Annotated in this window: 8 protein-coding genes, 1 tRNA gene and 1 rRNA gene; 8 read left to right on the forward strand and 2 right to left on the reverse strand. The window is 64.8% G+C overall.

Translation table 11 applies throughout. The annotated features are described in order from the left end of the window. Together KIH75_RS03660 and rrf are read left to right on the forward strand one after the other, a co-directional pair. On the forward strand, positions 1–182 hold a 182-nt coding region (locus KIH75_RS03660; protein ID WP_219055449.1), incomplete at its 5' end, for a hypothetical protein. Beyond that, positions 169–285: ribosomal RNA gene (gene rrf / locus KIH75_RS03665) — 5S ribosomal RNA — on the forward strand. The genes KIH75_RS03660 and rrf, both read left to right, overlap by 14 nt. Positions 286–1,165: 880 nt before the next feature. Here the strand turns inward: rrf and KIH75_RS03670 are convergent. Then, positions 1,166–1,762 (reverse strand): biotin transporter BioY, encoded by a 597-nt coding sequence (locus KIH75_RS03670; protein WP_219055450.1) that lies wholly within the window; start codon positions 1,760–1,762, stop codon positions 1,166–1,168. Positions 1,763–1,929: 167 nt separating this feature from the next. Here KIH75_RS03670 and KIH75_RS03675 point away from each other — a divergent pair, with 167 nt between their 5' ends. The 6 genes from KIH75_RS03675 (at position 1,930) to KIH75_RS03700 (ending at position 16,688) form a co-directional block, all read left to right on the forward strand. After that, complete coding sequence (locus KIH75_RS03675; RefSeq protein WP_219055451.1) at positions 1,930–3,777, forward strand: ATP-binding protein; 1,848 nt, start codon at positions 1,930–1,932, stop codon at positions 3,775–3,777. A 5-nt stretch (positions 3,778–3,782) separates the two neighbouring features. After that, positions 3,783–5,360, forward strand: coding sequence for an acyl-CoA carboxylase subunit beta (locus tag KIH75_RS03680; RefSeq protein ID WP_420829170.1), 1,578 nt, complete (start codon positions 3,783–3,785; stop codon positions 5,358–5,360). Between the two features lie 88 nt (positions 5,361–5,448). Next, a complete protein-coding gene (locus KIH75_RS03685; RefSeq protein ID WP_219055453.1) occupies positions 5,449–14,781 on the forward strand; it encodes a type I polyketide synthase in 9,333 nt (3,110 codons plus the stop codon). A gap of 167 nt (positions 14,782–14,948) precedes the next feature. Next, the gene (locus tag KIH75_RS03690) at positions 14,949–15,449 is read left to right on the forward strand and encodes a holo-ACP synthase (protein ID WP_219055454.1); all 501 of its coding nucleotides are present in this window, start codon (positions 14,949–14,951) and stop codon (positions 15,447–15,449) included. 113 nt (positions 15,450–15,562) lie between these two features. After that, entirely contained in the window at positions 15,563–16,570 is a 1,008-nt protein-coding gene (locus KIH75_RS03695) for a biotin--[acetyl-CoA-carboxylase] ligase (protein ID WP_236028022.1), read from the forward strand. A 44-nt stretch (positions 16,571–16,614) separates the two neighbouring features. Next, a tRNA-Gly gene (locus tag KIH75_RS03700) sits at positions 16,615–16,688 on the forward strand. Positions 16,689–16,786: 98 nt separating this feature from the next. Here KIH75_RS03700 and KIH75_RS03705 read toward each other — a convergent pair. Continuing rightward, a complete protein-coding gene (locus KIH75_RS03705) occupies positions 16,787–17,641 on the reverse strand; it encodes a hypothetical protein (protein WP_219055455.1) in 855 nt (284 codons plus the stop codon). Positions 17,642–17,652 lie beyond the last annotated feature (11 nt).

Raw genomic sequence — 17,652 nt, forward strand, 5'->3', positions numbered from 1 at the left:
TACAATCACATCAAGTTTTTTTTGGTGTTGCCCGTATTGCGTCCTTCGGCTTGTTCCCGATGATAGGGAGCATCCGTTTGATCCACGGAACGATTCATCGCGTCCATTGTCCGGTTCCCGAACCGCCGCCTGCCATCACCCCCTGTGGGGTGGTGATAGTTGAAGATTTGCGGCGACCATAGCCAAGGTGAGACGCCCGGTCCCTTTCCGAACCCGGAAGCTAAGGCCTTGCACGGCGATGGTACTGCACCTGAGAGGGTGTGGGAGAGTAGCACGTCGCCGCTTTTATTGTTGGATCGGATCCCGGTCGAGCCCCTTGCGGGGGTTCCCGGGATCCTTTCTTTTTTGTCCCGTGTTTTCCTTCCGGTTCCCTTGCGGGGGTTGCCGGGATCCCCTGGTTTTTGTTCCGTGTGTACTCGGCCCCGGGCGTGCCTTTCGCATGTCCCGGGGCCCTCGTGTATCCGGGCGGGCTTGGTACCGTCCGGGTCGGGCGCACGCGCCTTACGTGCCCCGGAGGCATTCGTGCGCCTCCATGGTGTCCCGGCCTCCGATATCCGCCTGGTCCCGGCAGGACCCCTTTTGCTGAGCTCAGGTATCCCCTCTCCTTATCCGTGCATGCTTGGGATCTTCCGGGGGTGTTTCCTCTTCCGCATGTAATTTCCTGTTCCCGGGCGCATTCCTCGCGCCCAAGGGGCTTCGCATATCTTCAGGGGAGTGGGCAGATCGGTGTTCTTTCCTGTATGCCTGCTGCGTGTTGCGTCCACGTTCCGGTTCTTGGCTTTGGCTCCTCGGATGAGGGCGAAAATCAATCCTTTTGGCATATCGCGTCAAGTCTGCAGGCCAGTGTGGGAAGAGCGGGGCCAAGGCGGGATAGTGGGCGGGAATGGGCTGGGAGCGGCTTGGGAACGGGGATAGGCACATCCGGGAAAAAGACACTAGGTAATGGCATTGGCCGCGCTGCAGGGGCGTATGGAGGGCGTAACGGCTTGGGATAAGCGGGAGAAGGAAGATACCGGCGACGATGCCGGTTACGCCATTGGACTGTGTGCTGAATGTTGGAGCGCCGGGGTGCCGGATCGCAACAATGAAAGAGTGGCTGGGAGCATGACAAAGGGCCAGCCGGAATCGGCTGGCCCTAAGAGGAGATCTATATGACGGGAAGCCGTCAGCGGTTGAGCTTGGACAGGCCGGCGGCGGTCAGTGCCGCGACGCAGACCTTGATGATGTCGCCGATCACGAAGCCCATGGAAGCGATGGCCACCACCTTGATGGAAATGCCGGTGATCGCGGACTGCACCACGAAGCCGAGCGCGTAATCCAACACGACGCATCCGATGAACGCGGCCAGCAGATAACGTGCGGCGGTCATCGCGGTGTGCTTCGCGGTATCGGTGCGAGCCTCGCCTTTCAGCACGGCGGTCAGCACCGCGGCCGGAAGGAAGCCGATCAGGAAGCCCGCGCTCGGGCCGATCAGAGCCAAGGTCGAAGCGCCGCCGGCGAACACCGGCAGACCGACCGCGCCGGCGGCGAGATACATGCCGACCGCTGCGCCCGCCTGACGCCAGGTGAGCATCAGACCCGCGAGCATGACCACGAAGGTCTGCAGGGTGATCGGCACGGGCGTGCCGGGGATCGGAATGCTGCCCGCGGCGCTGGCGGCCCACAGCAGCACGGCGAACATCACGGACTTGAGCACGGAACCGATACGGCTGCGGGACAACGTGGTGAAACGCGCAGAAATCAAGGCGATGGTATTACGCATGAGAATGCCTTTCTAGGCGTGACAGATTAGGGGAATTCGTCAATTCCGAGTACAGAATACGGCTGATTACTTACGGTGGCGTTTGTGGAACCGCACAAAAGGTTCTCGCCGATTTTGTGATGCGTCAGATTGTTTTGCCCGCAAGACCGGCGTAAATAATTAACACTATGGCGTCAATTGTCAAAAAATTACTGATTGCAAACCGCGGCGAAATCGCCCTGCGTGTGGTCCGCACCGCACGCGAAATGGGCATAGCCACCGTCGCGGTGTATTCCGAACAGGATCGCGAGTCGCAATACGTCGATCTTGCCGACGAGGCGTTCCTGCTGAGCGGAGACACATACAAAGACACGTACCTCAACGAGGACGCGCTGATCGACATCATGCATCGCACCGGAGCGAACGCCGTGCACCCCGGGTACGGCTTCCTGTCCGAAGTCCCCGAATTCGCACGCAAAGTCGTAAACGGCGGAGCCATCTGGGTCGGCCCGAGCGCCGACGCGCTCGTCGAACTCGGCGACAAGATCAGCGCCCGCCGCGTGGCGGCCCGCGCGAAAGTCCCGCCCGTTCCCGGCCTGTCCGAACCGGTGAGCAGCATCCGCAAACTGCTCGACTTCGCGCACACCTACGGGTATCCGATCATGATGAAACGTTCCGATGGCGGCGGCGGCCACGGCATCACCGTCGTGAACGACGACGAGGAACTTCGCAGGTTCTTCGCCAGCCACGACTCCCTACAAGGCGGCGATCTGAACGCCTACTTCATCGAAAAATTCGTCCGCGCCGCACGTCACGTCGAAACGCAGTGCGGTCGCGATTCGCACGGCAACTTCACCGTGTACTCCACCCGTGACTGCTCGCTGCAGCGCCGCAACCAGAAACTCGTGGAAGAGGCCCCCGCGCCCTTCCTGAGCGAAAAAGTCGTCGCCACCCTCGGTGAATACTCCCGCCGCCTGTTCGAAACCGTAGGCTACGTGGGACTCGGCACCTGCGAATTCATGGTGACCGAAAGCGGCAAAGTCTACTTCCTCGAAGTCAACCCGCGACTGCAGGTCGAACACACCGTCTCCGAAGAGGTGTGCGGTCTCGACCTGGTACGCGAACAGCTCACCATCGCGGACGGAGGCGAACTGACGCCGGCCCCCGAACCGCGCGGCCACAGCTTCGAACTGCGCATCACCTCCGAGGATCCCGACACCAATCTGACCCCGGCCGCAGGCACGCTGGAACGCATTGTCTGGCCCACCGGCCCCGGCGTGCGCGTCGACACCGGCGTGGTCGAAGGCGATTCCGTCTCCCCGAAGTTCGATTCGATGATGGGCAAGGTCATCGTCACCGCGCAGAACCGCGCCACCGCCGTGGCCCGCGTACGCCGCGTGCTCGACGAACTCGTGATCGAAGGCGTGCCCACGCCGATCCCGCTGTTCAAGGAAATCTTCCGCAACGACGATTTCACCGCCGAACACGGGCATTCCTTCGCCGTACACACCAAGTGGCTGGAACGCAACTATCTCAACCGCGAACCCGCCGCAGCCAAAACCGGTCAGCCGGCTTCGGTCAGCGGTGATACGGGCGCCAGCGCGAACGGTGCAGGCAAGTCCGAAAGCTTCGTCATCGAGATGAACAACCGGCGCGTCAAGCTCACCGTTCCACTCGACATCGTCGAAAACCTCACCGGTTCGGCGCGCGCACGCGACGTCAAGCGCATCACCCAGCCGTTGCGCGGCGGCGTGATGCAGCATGCCGGCGAGAAAAACAGGGGAGACAACGGCGACGCCGCCAAATCCGGCATCATCGCCTCCCCGATGCAGGCCGTCGTCACCCGCATCAACGTGGCGGAAGGCCAGGAAGTCGCCAAAGGCGACCTCATCGTCGTACTCGAATCCATGAAGATGGAAAACTACGTGTACGCGCCCGCCGCAGGCACCGTGAAGAAAATCTTCGTCGGCCCGGCGAACGGCGTCGAAGCCGGTGACACGTTGGTGACGATGGACGTGAAGGGAGGCAAGCAGTGAGCGACATCCTCGACATCGCAGCCTCCCAGACGCAAACCCGACAGCCGTTGCGCCCGGCCGTGGCGAAAGCCGCCGAACTGGCCCGCAACGCCGAAGAGCGTGCACGCGACAAGCAGCACGCCAAGCATAAGAACACCGCGCGCGAACGCCTCGACCTGCTGTTCGACACCGGAACGTTCGAGGAAATCGGACGATTCCGCGGCGGCGACATCAACAACGGCAACGCCGGCGCGGCTGTGATCACAGGATTCGGTGAAGTCTACGGGCGCAAGGTCGCCGTATACGCGCAGGACTTCTCCGTGAAAGGTGGCACGCTGGGCGCCGAGGAAGGCCGCAAAATCTGCCATCTGATGGACATGGCGCTGGGCCTGCGCATTCCCATCGTCGCCATCGTGGATTCCGGCGGTGCGCGCATCCAGGAAGGTGTGGCCGCGCTGAACCAGTACGGTGAAATCTTCCGCCGCACCTGCCGTGCCAGCGGTTTCGTCCCGCAGATCAGCCTGATTCTCGGCCCCTGCGCGGGCGGCGCGGTGTACTGCCCCGCACTCACCGACTTCATCATCATGACCCGTGAGAACTCGAACATGTTCGTCACCGGCCCCGATGTGGTGAAAGCGGCCACCGGCGAAACGATCTCCATGGACGATCTCGGCGGCGGCGAAGTGCACAGCACCGTCTCCGGCGTGGCCCACTACCTGGCCGACGGCGAATCCGACGCCATCGACTACGCGCGCACCGTGCTCGCGTACCTGCCGTCCAACGCCGGGCAGAAGCCTCCCGTCTACGCCTACGCGCCCACCCGGGCCGAACGCGACGTCGCCAAGCGACTCGCCACCATCGTGCCCGACAACGACCGCCAGCCCTACGACATGCTTGACGTGATCCGCTGCATCACCGACTATGGCGAATTCGTGCAAGTGCACGAACTGTTCGGCGCATCCTCGATCGTCGGCTTCGCCTGCGTGGAAGGCAAGCCCGTAGGCATCGTCGCCAACCAGCCCAACGTGAACGCCGGCATCCTCGACGTGGACGCCTCCGAAAAGGTGGCACGCTTCGTGCGCATGTGCGACGCGTTCAACCTGCCCATCATCACACTGGTGGACACCCCCGGCTACAAGCCCGGCTCCGATCAGGAACACGCCGGCATCATCCGCCGCGGCGCGAAAGTGATCTACGCCTACGCCAACGCGCAGGTGCCGATGATCACCGTCACGCTGCGCAAAGCCTTCGGCGGCGCCTACATCGTGATGGGCTCCAAGTCGATCGGCGCGGACATGAACTTCGCATGGCCCAACTCGCAGATCGCGGTGCTGGGCGCGGCGGGCGCGGTGAATATCATCCACCGCCACGACCTGAACAAGGCGAAAGCCGCCGGACAGGACGTGGAAGCGCTACGCGCCAAATACGTCGACGAATACGAGAAAAGCACCGTCAACGCGAACCTCGCCCTCGAACTCGGCGCCATCGACGCCATGATCGACCCGGAACAGACGCGCGAATCCATCGTGAACTCGCTAAACCTGCTCGCCAACAAGACGCACGTGCGCCACACGGAGAAACATCACGGCAATCAGCCGCAGTAAACGTGCACGGCCTACGACAGCCGGCCGGACAACGATCATGACCACAACACACGACTTGAGAATGTTGAAAAACAAGTAAGGAAACACCATGAGCAACCCCTTCTTCCTCGATCGACTCGCCAACGAGCCGCATGCGCTCGCCTTCGCGGGCCAGTCCACCCCGTGGCCGGTGGCACTCGCCGACGAGACGGCGAACCCCGTGCTTGACGAGCGACTGCACGCCCACGTGAGCAACGCCCAAAACCTGCTGTACCCGGTGAGCGCCGACCTGCTGGCCACCACCGGCCGCCCTGTCGACCTGTTCGGCTTCACCCCGAACCCCGCCAAGCTGGGTGCCGCGGCCAACGCCGCCGCCAGTGTGCCGGGCATCGCGCTCGCCCAGCTGGGCGCCCTCATCGATGCCGCGGAACTCGGCTACAATCCCGCCGAAGCCAAGCCGGTCGCCGTGCTCGGCCACTCCCAGGGCATTCTCGCGGTGCACATGGTGCGCGCCATCGAAGAGGCCGGCACCATCGAAGCCGCAGCCGCCAAGATCGACGAAATCCTCGCCATCGCACAGCTCATCGGCGTCGCCGGCACCCGTCAGGCCCGTCAGCTCGGCCTCGCGGCACGTCACGGCGAAGCCACCCCGATGCTGTCCGTCAAAGACATCACCCGCGCCCAGGTCGACGCGCTGATCGAACGCGTGGACGGCGCTCGCGGCCCGATCGCAGTGGCCGTCACTAACTCCGCCACCCACTACGTGCTGTCCGGCTACCCGGAGGACCTCGCCGCGTTCGGCGTCGAAGTCGCCAAGGAGCATAAGCGTCAGGCCAAGCTGCGCGAAGAGAAGGTGCGTGGTGGCCGCGTGTTCGACCCCGTGCTCGAATACCTCGACGTGACCCTGCCGTTCCACAGCCCGCTGATGGCCGACGCGGTCGCCCAGACCGTGGCATGGGCCGAAACCTGCGGCATCGACGGTTCGCACGCCCGCGAACTCGCCGCCGAAGTGCTGCTCAACCATGTGGATTGGGCCGCCCGCGTCCGCGCCCTCATGAGCTCCGCCGACCCGAGCACGCTGTGGGTGCTTGATTTCGGCCCCGGCACCACCGTGGGCAAGCTGTTCACCACCGTCGCCCAAGGCACCGGTGTCGGCGTGGTGGAAGCCTCCACCGTGGCCGATCGCGCCGAACTCTCCACGTCGGATAGCACCCCGGAACGCACCCAGAACTGGACCCGTTTCGCGCCGAGCATCATCCACACCTCCGCGGGCGACAAGGTGCGCACCGCGTTCACCGAACTCACCGGCAAGGCCCCCGTGCTGCTCGCCGGCATGACCCCGACCACCGTGGAACCGGAAATCGTGGCCGCGGCCGCCAACGCCGGCTACTGGGCCGAGCTTGCGGGCGGCGGCCAGGTGACCGCCGACGTGTTCGACCGCCATGTCGCCAAGCTGGAAGAGGAGCTTGAAGAAGGGCGTACCGTCGAATTCAATGCCATGTTCATGGACCGTTACCTGTGGAACCTGCAGTTCGGCAGCCAGCGTATCGTGCCGAAGAAGCGCGCGAGCGGCACGCCGATCGACGGCGTGGTCGTTTCCGCCGGCATCCCCGAACTTGACGAGGCCGTCGAACTGATTCGCACGCTCAATGCGGACGGATTCCCGTACGTGAGCTTCAAGCCGGGCACTGTCGACCAGATCCGTCAGGTCGTGCGCATCGCCAAGGCCGTGGCGCCGACCAAGGTGCTCATCGAAGTCGAAGGCGGTTCCGCCGGTGGCCACCACTCCTGGGAATCCCTGGACGATCTGCTGCTGAGCACCTACGCCGAAGTGCGCGAACAGTCCAACCTCGTGCTCGTCGCGGGCGGCGGCATCGGCACGCCGGAACGTGGCGCCGACTACATCACCGGCGAATGGTCCAAGGAATACGGCCGTCCGCTCATGCCCGTCGACGGCGTGCTTGTCGGTACCGCCGTGATGACCGCCAAGGAGGCGCACACCAGCCCCGAAGTCAAGCAGATGCTGGTGAACACCCCAGGCATCCCGTCCAAGGGCGACGGCAACGATCCGTTCGCACCGCTGGGCGAACAGTGGGTTCCGAGCGGCAAGGCGCTTGGCGGCGTGACCTCCGGCCTGAGCCACCTGCACGCCGACATCTACGAGCTGGAGAACGCCTCCGCCCGTTGCGGCCGTCTGCTCGTGCGCGTGATGAAGCACCCGGAGGAGCTGGAAAAGCGCCGCGAGGAGATCATCGAAGCACTCAACGCCACCGCCAAGCCGTACTTCGGCGACCTCGAATCGATGACCTACCTTGAATGGGCCCAGCGCTTCGCCGACCTTTCCTTCCCGTGGGTCGACGAAACCTACGCCGACCGTTTCCTGCACCTGCTGCAGCGCATCGAAGCCCGCGTCACCGAACAGGAGAGCGGCGAATTCGCCTCGCTGTTCGCTTCCCGCGCCGACGTCGAATCCGATCCGAACGCGGCCATCGCCAAGCTGAAGGCCGCCTACCCGCAGGCCGCCGAACTCAAGGTGACCCCGATGGACGAGGCGTGGTTCCCCGTGCTCGTGCGCGAATACCCGAAGCCGATGCCGTTTGTGCCGGTCATCGACAACGATCTGCTGCGTTGGTGGGGCCAGGATCAGCTGTGGCAGTCCGAAGACTCCCGCTATTCCGCCGATTCCGTGCGTATCATCCCCGGCCCGATCTCCGTGGCCGGCATCACGACCGTCGACGAGCCGGTCGCCGACATCCTCGGCCGTTTCGAACAGGCGATGGTCAAGCGCGTCGCCGCCGACTCCCCGGCCGCCGACAAGGCCGCCTTCGCGGAACTCGGTACCGCCGCATCCGCCGAGGAGTTCATCCGCAAGTCCCCGAACATCTCCTGGGTCGGCCATCTCATGGCGAACCCGGCGTTCGGCACCGGCAACGGCGACGAACACTACGAGATCCGCAAGGTGGGCGCCAAGGGCAGCGTCGAACAGTACGATCTCGACATCCATCTGGACACCTACTGGGACAACGATCCCGACGGCGGCAAGTCCAAGCACGCCGTGCGCGACATCGTCATCCCGCTGAACGTCGACGGCGCCGAATCCGGCCTGTTCCCGGTGGTCGACCGTGACCGCCTGCCGGAACACGTGTACCGTATGCTCGCCGACACCGCGGGCATCGGCAACACCGCCATCACCGGCGACAAGCTCACCGCCATGCCCGCGATCGAGCCGGCCGACGACAAGACCGCCTACCCGTTCGGTCTCGCGCACGCCGAATACACGCTTTCCGCCAACCTCGGCTTCGACCATGAGGCCGCGACCGGCGGTGCGCTGCCCGCCGACCTCGTGCCCTCCCGCATCGCGCCGGACGCGCTCGTCGGCCCGGCCTGGCCGGCGATCTACGCCGCGCTCGGTTCCGTGTACGTCAAGGGCTTCCCGGTCATCGAAGGCCTGCTCAACGCCGTCCACCTCGACCATCTCATCGAACTCGAGGTCAGCGAGGACGAACTGCTCAAGCACACCGGTGAAACCATCCGTCTCACCAGCTGGGCCGAAGACTACTTCGAATCCGCGTCGGGCCGCGTCGTCACCATCCACGTGACCCACAGCACGACCAGCGGCGTTGTGCTCGCCAACGAAACCGAACGTTTCGCCATCCGCGGCCGCGCCTACTCCGACGCACTGCCGCCCGAAGCCCCCGATTACGGTGGCATCGACGCCGAAATCGAAAGCACCCCGCGCCGTATGCTGCGCCGCGTCAAGGTGACCGCACCCCACGAGATGACGGCATTCGCCCGCACCTCCGGTGATTTCAACCCGATCCACACCTCCCATCGCGGCGCCGCCGTCTCCGGCCTCGCCGCCCCGCTGGTCCACGGCATGTGGCTGTCCGCCACCGCCCAGTACGCCGTGCAGGCGCTGGACGAGAAGGGCGCCCACTACGAGATCGCCGGCTGGACCTACAACATGTACGGCATGGTGCAGCTCGATGACGAGGTGGAGATTTCCATCGAACGCGTCGGCCGCGTCGCCCACGCCGGCATGGTACTCGAAGTGACCAGCCGCATCGACGGCAACATCGTCTCCCGCGCCACCGCCATCGTGCGCGCGCCGAAGTCCGCCTTCGTCTACCCGGGCCAGGGCATCCAGAAGCAGGGCATGGTGCTCGACGAGCGCGCCAAGTCCCCGGCCGCCCGCGACGTGTGGGAACGCGCAGACAAGCTCACGCGCGAGAAGCTCGGATTCTCGATCCTCGCCGTCGTGCGCGACAATCCGAAGGAACTCACCGCCAACGGCGTGACCTACCGTCATCCGGAAGGCCTGCTCAACCTCACCCAGTTCACGCAGGTGGCGCTCGCCACCGTGGCATTCGCCCAGACCGCGCGTCTGCGTGAAGCCGGTGCCGACATCTGGCCGGCGTACTTCGCGGGCCATTCGCTGGGCGAATACAACGCGCTGAGCTCCTTCGCCGGTGTGATCCCGCTGGAAACCGTGCTCGAACTCGTGTTCCACCGCGGTTCCACCATGCACCATCTCATCCCGCGCGACGAGAAGGGGCGCTCCAACTACCGCATGGGTGCGCTGCGCCCGAACCAGTTCGGCGTCGGCGACGACGGCGTGCGCGAGTACGTCGAATCCGTGTCCAAGGCGTCCGGCGAGTTCCTGCAGATCGTGAACTACAACCTCGCCGGCCAGCAGTATGCGGTCGCGGGCACCATCGCCGGTTTGAAGGCGCTGAAGGCCGATTCCGCCCGTCGCGTCGCCGAATACGGCGGCAAGCCGGCGTTCATGCTGGTGCCGGGCATCGACGTGCCGTTCCACTCCACGCTGCTCAGGAAGGGCGTGCCGGAGTTCCGCGACAAGCTCGACGCCCTGCTGCCGCAGTACATCGACTACCGTGGCCGTCTGGTCGACCGTTACATTCCGAACCTGGTCGCCGCGCCGTTCGAAATGACCAAGGAATTCGCGGCCAAGATCCTTGAGGTCGTGCCGTCCGAACGCATCAAGGCCGCGCTGGACGATCCGAAGGTGTGGGATTCCTACGCCGAGGACGATCAGAAGCTCGGCCGACTGCTGTTGACCGAACTGCTGAGCTGGCAGTTCGCCTCCCCGGTGCGTTGGATCGAAACCCAGGCTCTGCTCTTCGGCTCCGCCGAACAGGGCGGTCTCGGCGTTGAAGAGTACGTGGAGGTCGGCTTGGGCAACGCCCCGACGCTCGCCAACCTCGGTGCCAAGACCCTGCGTCTGCCGCAGTTCTCCGGCCGCGACGTGACCGTGTACAACGTGGGCCGTGATGAAGGCCGCGTGTACATGACCGATTCCGATTCGCTGGTTCCGGAAGCCGACGATGAACCGATCGCGGAAGCGCCCGCCGCCGCGGCTCCCGCTGCAGTCGCAGCCGCTCCCGCATCGGCTCCGGCTGCCGCCGCGCCAGCCGCCACGGTTCCGGCCGCTCCGGCCACCCCGGCAGGTGCGCCGTCCGGTGCCGCCGTCGCGGATATCGCGTTCAACGCGTCCGACGCCATCGCCATGCTGCTCGCATACTCCGCCAAGGTCCGTCCGGATCAGATCGGCGATTCCGACACCACCGACACCCTGACCAACGGCGTCTCCTCGCGTCGTAACCAGCTGCTCATGGACATCAGCTCCGAGCTGGGTGTGGCCAGCGTCGACGGCGCCGCCGAAGCTACGGTGAACGCGCTGAGCGCGTTGGTCAACAAGGTCGCCCCGAACTACAGGGCCTTCGGTCCGGTGCTGTCCGACATCGTGCGCGACCGCATCCGCGGCCTGTTCGGCGCTGCCGGTCTGAAGCTCGCGCAGGTCGAGAAGCGCGTGACCGACACCTGGCAGCTCGGCGAAGGCTGGGCCTCCCACGTGGTCGCCGCGCTCGTGCTCGAAACCCGTGACGGTGCAAGCTCCCGTGGCGGCGACCTGGCGTCGCTGCCCACCGACGCCGCCTCCAACGCCGCCGCGGCGAACGCCCTCATCGACGCAGCCGTGCAGAAGGTCGCCTCCGACAAGGGTGTGGCCGTGTCCATGCCGAGCGCAGGTGGTGCCGCAGGTGGTGCCGTGGTTGATTCCGCGGCCCTCGACGCGTTTGCGGCCAAGGTGACCGGCGCCGACGGCGTGCTCGCCTCCACCGCGAAGTTCGTGCTGAACCAGCTCGGCGTCGCAGCCCCGGCCGCCGAAGAGAACGGCGACGAGAACGCCGCCGTGGTCGCCGCCGTCGAAGCCGAACTCGGCTCCGACTGGCCGAAGCAGGTCGCGCCGCGCTTCGACGCGCGCAAGGTCATCCTGTTCGACGACCGCTGGGCATCCGCACGTGAGGATCTGGCTCGCGCATTCTATGATGGCAACGCCTCCGTGCTGTCCGGCAGCTTCGTCGGACTCGGCAAGGCCGTCGCCGCCGAAGCCGCATGGTATGCGAACAAGACCGAGGATGCCGAACTGAAGGCCGCTTACGGCCGCGTGGCATCCGAAGCGCTGGAATCCGCCTCTGACGATGCCGCGAACAGCCGTTTCGCGGGTGATATCGCCGTCGTGACCGGCGTGGCCCCGAACTCCATCGCCGCGCAGGTCGTCAACGGCCTGCTCGCCGGCGGCGCGACCGTGGTCGCCACCTCGCACAGCTTCAAGCCGAGCGTGAAGGCATGGGCCAAGCAGACCTACCGCGAACATGCGGCGGGCGACGCCAAGCTGTGGCTCGTTCCGGCGAACCTCTCCAGCTACCGTGATGTGGATGCGCTGGTTGATTGGGTCGGCAACGTCCAGAAGAAGACCTCCGGCGCGACCACCACGATCCTCAAGCCGGCTTACGAGCCGAGCCTGTTCTTCCCGTTCGCGGCCCCGCCGGTGCACGGCACCTTGGCCGATTCCGGTGAACTGTTCGAATCCCAGGCGCGTCTCATGCTCTGGGGCGTCGAACGTGCCATCACCGGCCTGGCCAAGATCGGCGCCGACACCGACGTCCAGCACAAGCTGCACGTGATCCTGCCCGGTTCCCCGAACCGCGGCATCTTCGGCGGCGACGGCGCCTACGGCGAGGTGAAGAGCTCCTTCGACGCCATCGTCAACCGCGCCCGCGCCGAAAAGGTGTGGTCCAGCCGCGTGACCTTCGCCCATCCGAAGATCGGCTGGGTGCGCGGTACCGGCCTGATGGGCGGCAACGACCCGCTGGTCGAGGTTGTGGAACGCCACGGTCTGAAGACCTACTCCACCACCGAAATCGCAGTGAAGTTGCTCGACCTGGCCACCCGCGAATCCCGTGAGACCGCGATTGCCGCGCCGCTCGACGTCGACCTGACCGGTGGCCTCGGCTCCGAACCGATCGACATCAAGGCGCTGCGTGCCGAAGCCATGGCCGACGCGGAACAGGCCGCTCAGGCCGACGCCGCAGGCTCAGCCAAGGCGGATGCGAAGCCGGCCTCCGCGCTCATCAAGGCGCTGCCGAGTCCGCACGTCCCGCATCAGGCCCCGGTCGATCTGAACGATTGGAAGAACGTCACGGCACGCCCCGAGGATGAGATCGTGATCGTCTCCGTCGGCGAGCTGGGCCCGTGGGGTTCCGGCCGCACCCGCTTCGAGGCGGAACTCGGCATCCACTCCGACGGCGAGGTCGACCTTTCCGCCGGCGCGGTGCTCGAACTGGCTTGGAACATGGGTCTGCTGACTTGGAACGACAGCCCGAAGCCGGGCTGGTACGACGTGGACGGCAACCTGGTGCCCGAAGAGGACATCGCCGAACGCTACCACGATGAGGTCGTGGCGCGTTCCGGCATCCGCCCCTTCGAGGAGGGCATGGGCGACGATTACAAGGATGGCGCCGACGAGGAGGAGGCCGAGGTCTTCCTCGACCACGATGTGACCTTCTCCGTACCGACCCGTGAGATCGCCGAAGAGTACGTCAAGCTCGACGAAGCCCACACCACCATCGCGCTGGACGGCGAATCCGGCGAATGGAACGTGACCCGTCACGCCGGTTCCATGATCCGCGTGCCTCGCCGCGCGACCATGACCCGCACCGTCGGCGGCCAGTTCCCGAAGGGCTTCGACCCGGTCAAGTGGGGTATCCCGGCCTCCATGGTCGGCGATGTCGACAGGATCGCCCTGTGGAACATCGTCACCACGGTCGACGCCTACCTGTCCGCGGGCTTCACCCCGGTGGAGATCCTGCAGGCGGTGCACCCGTCCATGATCGCGTCCACCCAGGGCACCGGCTTCGGTGGCATGTCCTCCATGCGCAAGCTCTACCTGGATCGCTTCCTCAACCACGAGATTCCGACCGACATCCTGCAGGAAGCCCTGCCGAACGTCGTCGCGGCGCACGTGATGCAGTCCTACATCGGCGGCTACGGCAACATGATCCAGCCGGTCTCCGCTTGCGCCACCGCCGCCGTCTCCCTGGAGGAAGGCGCCGACAAGATCGCGCTCGGCAAGGCCGACTTCGTGGTCACCGGTGCGATCGACGACATCGGCGTCGAATCCGTGATCGGCTTCGGCAACATGAACGCCACCGCCAACTCCGAGGAGATGTACGCCAAGGGCATCGACGCGCGCTTCTTCTCCCGTGCGAACGACCGTCGCCGCGGCGGCTTCGTCGAATCGCAGGGCGGCGGCACCATCCTGCTGACCCGCGGTGACATCGCGCTCAAGCTCGGCCTGCCCGTCGCCGGCGTGATCGGCTTCGTCCACTCCTATGCGGACGGCGCGCACACCTCCATCCCGGCTCCGGGACTGGGCGCGCTCGCCGCAGGCATGGGTGGCAAGGATTCCAAGCTGGTGCGTGATCTCGCCAAGCTTGGCGTCACGCCGGACGACATCGCCGTGGTTTCCAAGCACGACACGTCCACGAATGCCAACGATCCGAACGAATCCGAGCTGCACAACACGCTGGCCCACGCCATCGGACGCACCGACGGCAACCCGTTGTTCGTCATCTCGCAGAAGACGCTCACCGGCCACGCCAAGGGCGGTGCCTGCATCTTCCAGGTGAACGGCCTGACCCAGCTGTTCAAGTCCGGCGTGATTCCGGCGAACGCGGCGCTCGACTGCGTCGACCCGAAGCTCGCTCGCGACGACCACATGGTCTGGCTGAGGAAGCCGCTGCACGTCGGCTCCGTCAAGGCTGGCCTGGCCACCTCGCTCGGTTTCGGCCACGTCTCCGGCTTCGCCGCGATCGTGAACCCGGGCGCGTTCGAGGCCGCCGTGGCCAACACCGCCGGTGCCGAAGCGCTGCAGCAGTGGCGTGAACGTGCCGACGCGCGTCTGGCTGCCGGCCAGCGCCGCCTTGAGGAGGGCATGATGGGCCGTGCCGCCCTGTACGAGCCGATCGACAACCGTCGCTTCCATGAGGACAAGCGCGGCTACGACTCGCACGAGGTCGAAAAGGCCATGCTGCTCGACCCGGATGCGCGCTTGGGCGCCTCCGGCTACTTCGAGGCCTGATTTCCGCCTCGGCCGATGATCGCAAGCGCCGCGGATGCCCGTTCCCCTTTTCGGGGCGGGCGTTCGCGGCGCTTGCCGCATTCGGGCGGATCGTGCGATGGAAGTCGCGCGGCCAGTAGTCAGTAGGATGGGCAGGAATGGTAGGAACGGGTGAAAGGCAGCGGAATATGGAGCTGATGGGACTCGGGCATGATGTGGTGGACGTCACGGCGTTCGCTCGGCAATTAGGCGAGCCGGGTTCGCGCATGCGCGGCCTGTTCTCCGCCCGCGAACTGCGGCAGACGGCGCAACGCGCGCGCGTGAAGAACGATGGCGAAGCCGTGCATCTGGCCGCCCGATGGGCGGGCAAGGAGGCGGTGCTCAAAGCGTGGTGCGAGGCGATCGCGCAACTGCCGTCCGGCGTGGCGGCGCGTGCCGGTGCCGGTGATTACCCGTATACCATCGACGATTTCCCGTGGCGTGAGGTGGAGATTCTCGACGATTCGCACGGTTGCCCGCGCGTCGCGCTTTCCGACGCGGTTACGGAAGCGGTCCGGCGTTCGCTGGGCTGTGCGGGCGGGAACGGCGGTGTCGATGCGGATGCCCGCGTATTCGCCTTCCATATCTCCCTAACGCATGACGGGCCCATCGCGTCCGCGATGGCCATGCTGCGGGTATGCGATGAGTAGACGCAAAATGCAGCGCGACTTGGAGCGGCTGGAACGGTTGAAACGGCTGGAACGGTCGAAATAGCCGAAACGGCCGGAACGATACGGATGGAACGACGAAACGGAAAACCGGAATGATGAACGATAACGAGCGTACGAATATGAGCATGAACGCGGACGTGCCTGCAACCTTGGCATCAGACGAAACAGTCGACGAGACGGCCCCGACCATGCCTCGCACCGAACGTGCGGCGAGCCGTGTCATCGCCTACCGCAGCATCGACTCGACCAACAGCGAGGCGCGCAGACTCCTGCTCAACGGCGATCTGCGGCCGGGCTGCGACGAAATCGCGGTCATCGCGGCCGACGTGCAGATCGCCGGGCGAGGCAGACTCGACCACGCGTGGGTGAGCCGCCCCGGCGAATCCTTCATCGTCACTTTCGTGGCATCGGTGCCGCGCTCGCTGGCCACGGACGCGTCGATCAACGGCTGGTTGCAGATGACCGCCGGCCTCGCCGCCGTCGACGGATTGCGCGAAGCGATGGGGGAGTGCGGCGCAACGCCGATTGCCCACGGCATCGGTCAGGATACGGATAGTGGATTCATGCTCAAATGGCCCAACGATGTGTTCCTCGACGGCCGCAAACTCGGCGGCATCCTCTCCGAAATGGCGCCCCTGCAGCAGGGTGGCGGGTCGGGGGAGCGCGATGGCGACCCCGACCGCGACCCCAGCCCCGACCGCATCGCCATCATCTTCGGCATCGGTTTGAATCTCGCCATTCCCGCCGAGCATCTGCCCACATCGCAATCCACATCCCTGCAACTGCATTACGCGCCGCTGCCTGCCCCGGAAACGCTGCGCGACATCATCGCCGCGCATATCGCCGCATCGCTCGGCGCCAGGCTGCGTCATCTCGAAACGGATCGCGTGCGCGAAGCCGGGCGGGCGCACGATGAGACGGCACGCATCTGCTATACGCTGGGCCGCCACGCCGTGGCGCATTTCGTCGACGGCACTGAAATGGAAGGTGAAGCGGTGGCCCTGAACGCCGACGCGTCGCTGGATCTGCGCACCCAGGACGGTGCCATTCACACGATTCGCACCGCCGATGTGGGCGTATTGCCCGAACCTTGTGTATAATGGCACACGTCTTTCGTCATCGCGTACGCGATGCCAGGGGCAACGCGGATGTAGCTCAATGGTAGAGCCTCAGTCTTCCAAACTGATTACGCGGGTTCGATTCCCGTCATCCGCTCCACGCATGAGGCCGTGAAACCCAAGGAAAACCAAGGGTTCGCGGCCTCTTCCGTTTTCGGACGACACTTGACGGTGGCTTCAGACATTGCGCGACTAAGATTATCGGAGCATGGGTGGTGTGGAGGATGCCCGCCAGCCGCCTTCGGGAACATTGAGCTGAGGCTCCTCGACCATGAACCCAACGTGCGATTCGACGAACAAAGTCATAATGTTCATTGCGTACATTCCGGCAGCCGGCATCAGAATATGCAGAGCGACACCAGATTCGCCAACGGAACCGGTGACCGGGTGCGAGGGGTATATGCCTAGGTAGAGCCAAATGGTCACAATGGCAAGATTCGCAACCCCAGCCGCAGCATAAACGCACATTGCCGCAACTGTTGCATGGCGTCTGCCTTGAAGAACCCATTCCATGCTGTCATAGAACGGGCTTGCAAAACGTTGAGCGATAGGGGATGCCAGAGCGCCAGGCCCTTGCCGTGTGGCCGAACCATCGCCCAGAAGATAGAACGATGATGTGATTTCGTAAAGGAACCAGCCTATGAGGGTCACATACACATCGTAACGGTGATTAACGTTACTTCCGTTGTAGGCGTCGAAACCCACGCAGTTGTTCTGAAGGCAAAGTCCTGTAATTCCGAAGAATCCCATAACAACGAAGAAGCGGGCGATGGCGAGGTAGCGGAGGATCTTAGCGTTCCTTTTCGATGCATTCACACGGTTGTTCTCCGTCAGGACGTTGTCATATGCCAGATTATTTCGTCCAAAGAGTTGGTCCACGGGAGAATCGTTGTCGATCGCTTTGCGGCATGGCCGTTCACGCAGCAAGTGGGGCATTCCACTTCGCACGCCTGATACCATAAACGGCAGTGGGTGCATTTCATGTATGGGCCGCAGCCCGTGCCTTTGAATCTCTTTGACCAATGGAACAGAGCGAAGGCTGCCATCGTCCACAGGAAGTTCAA

Origin of the sequence: Bifidobacterium pongonis, from assembly GCF_019331805.1 — a bacterium.
GTDB lineage: Bacteria > Actinomycetota > Actinomycetes > Actinomycetales > Bifidobacteriaceae > Bifidobacterium > Bifidobacterium pongonis.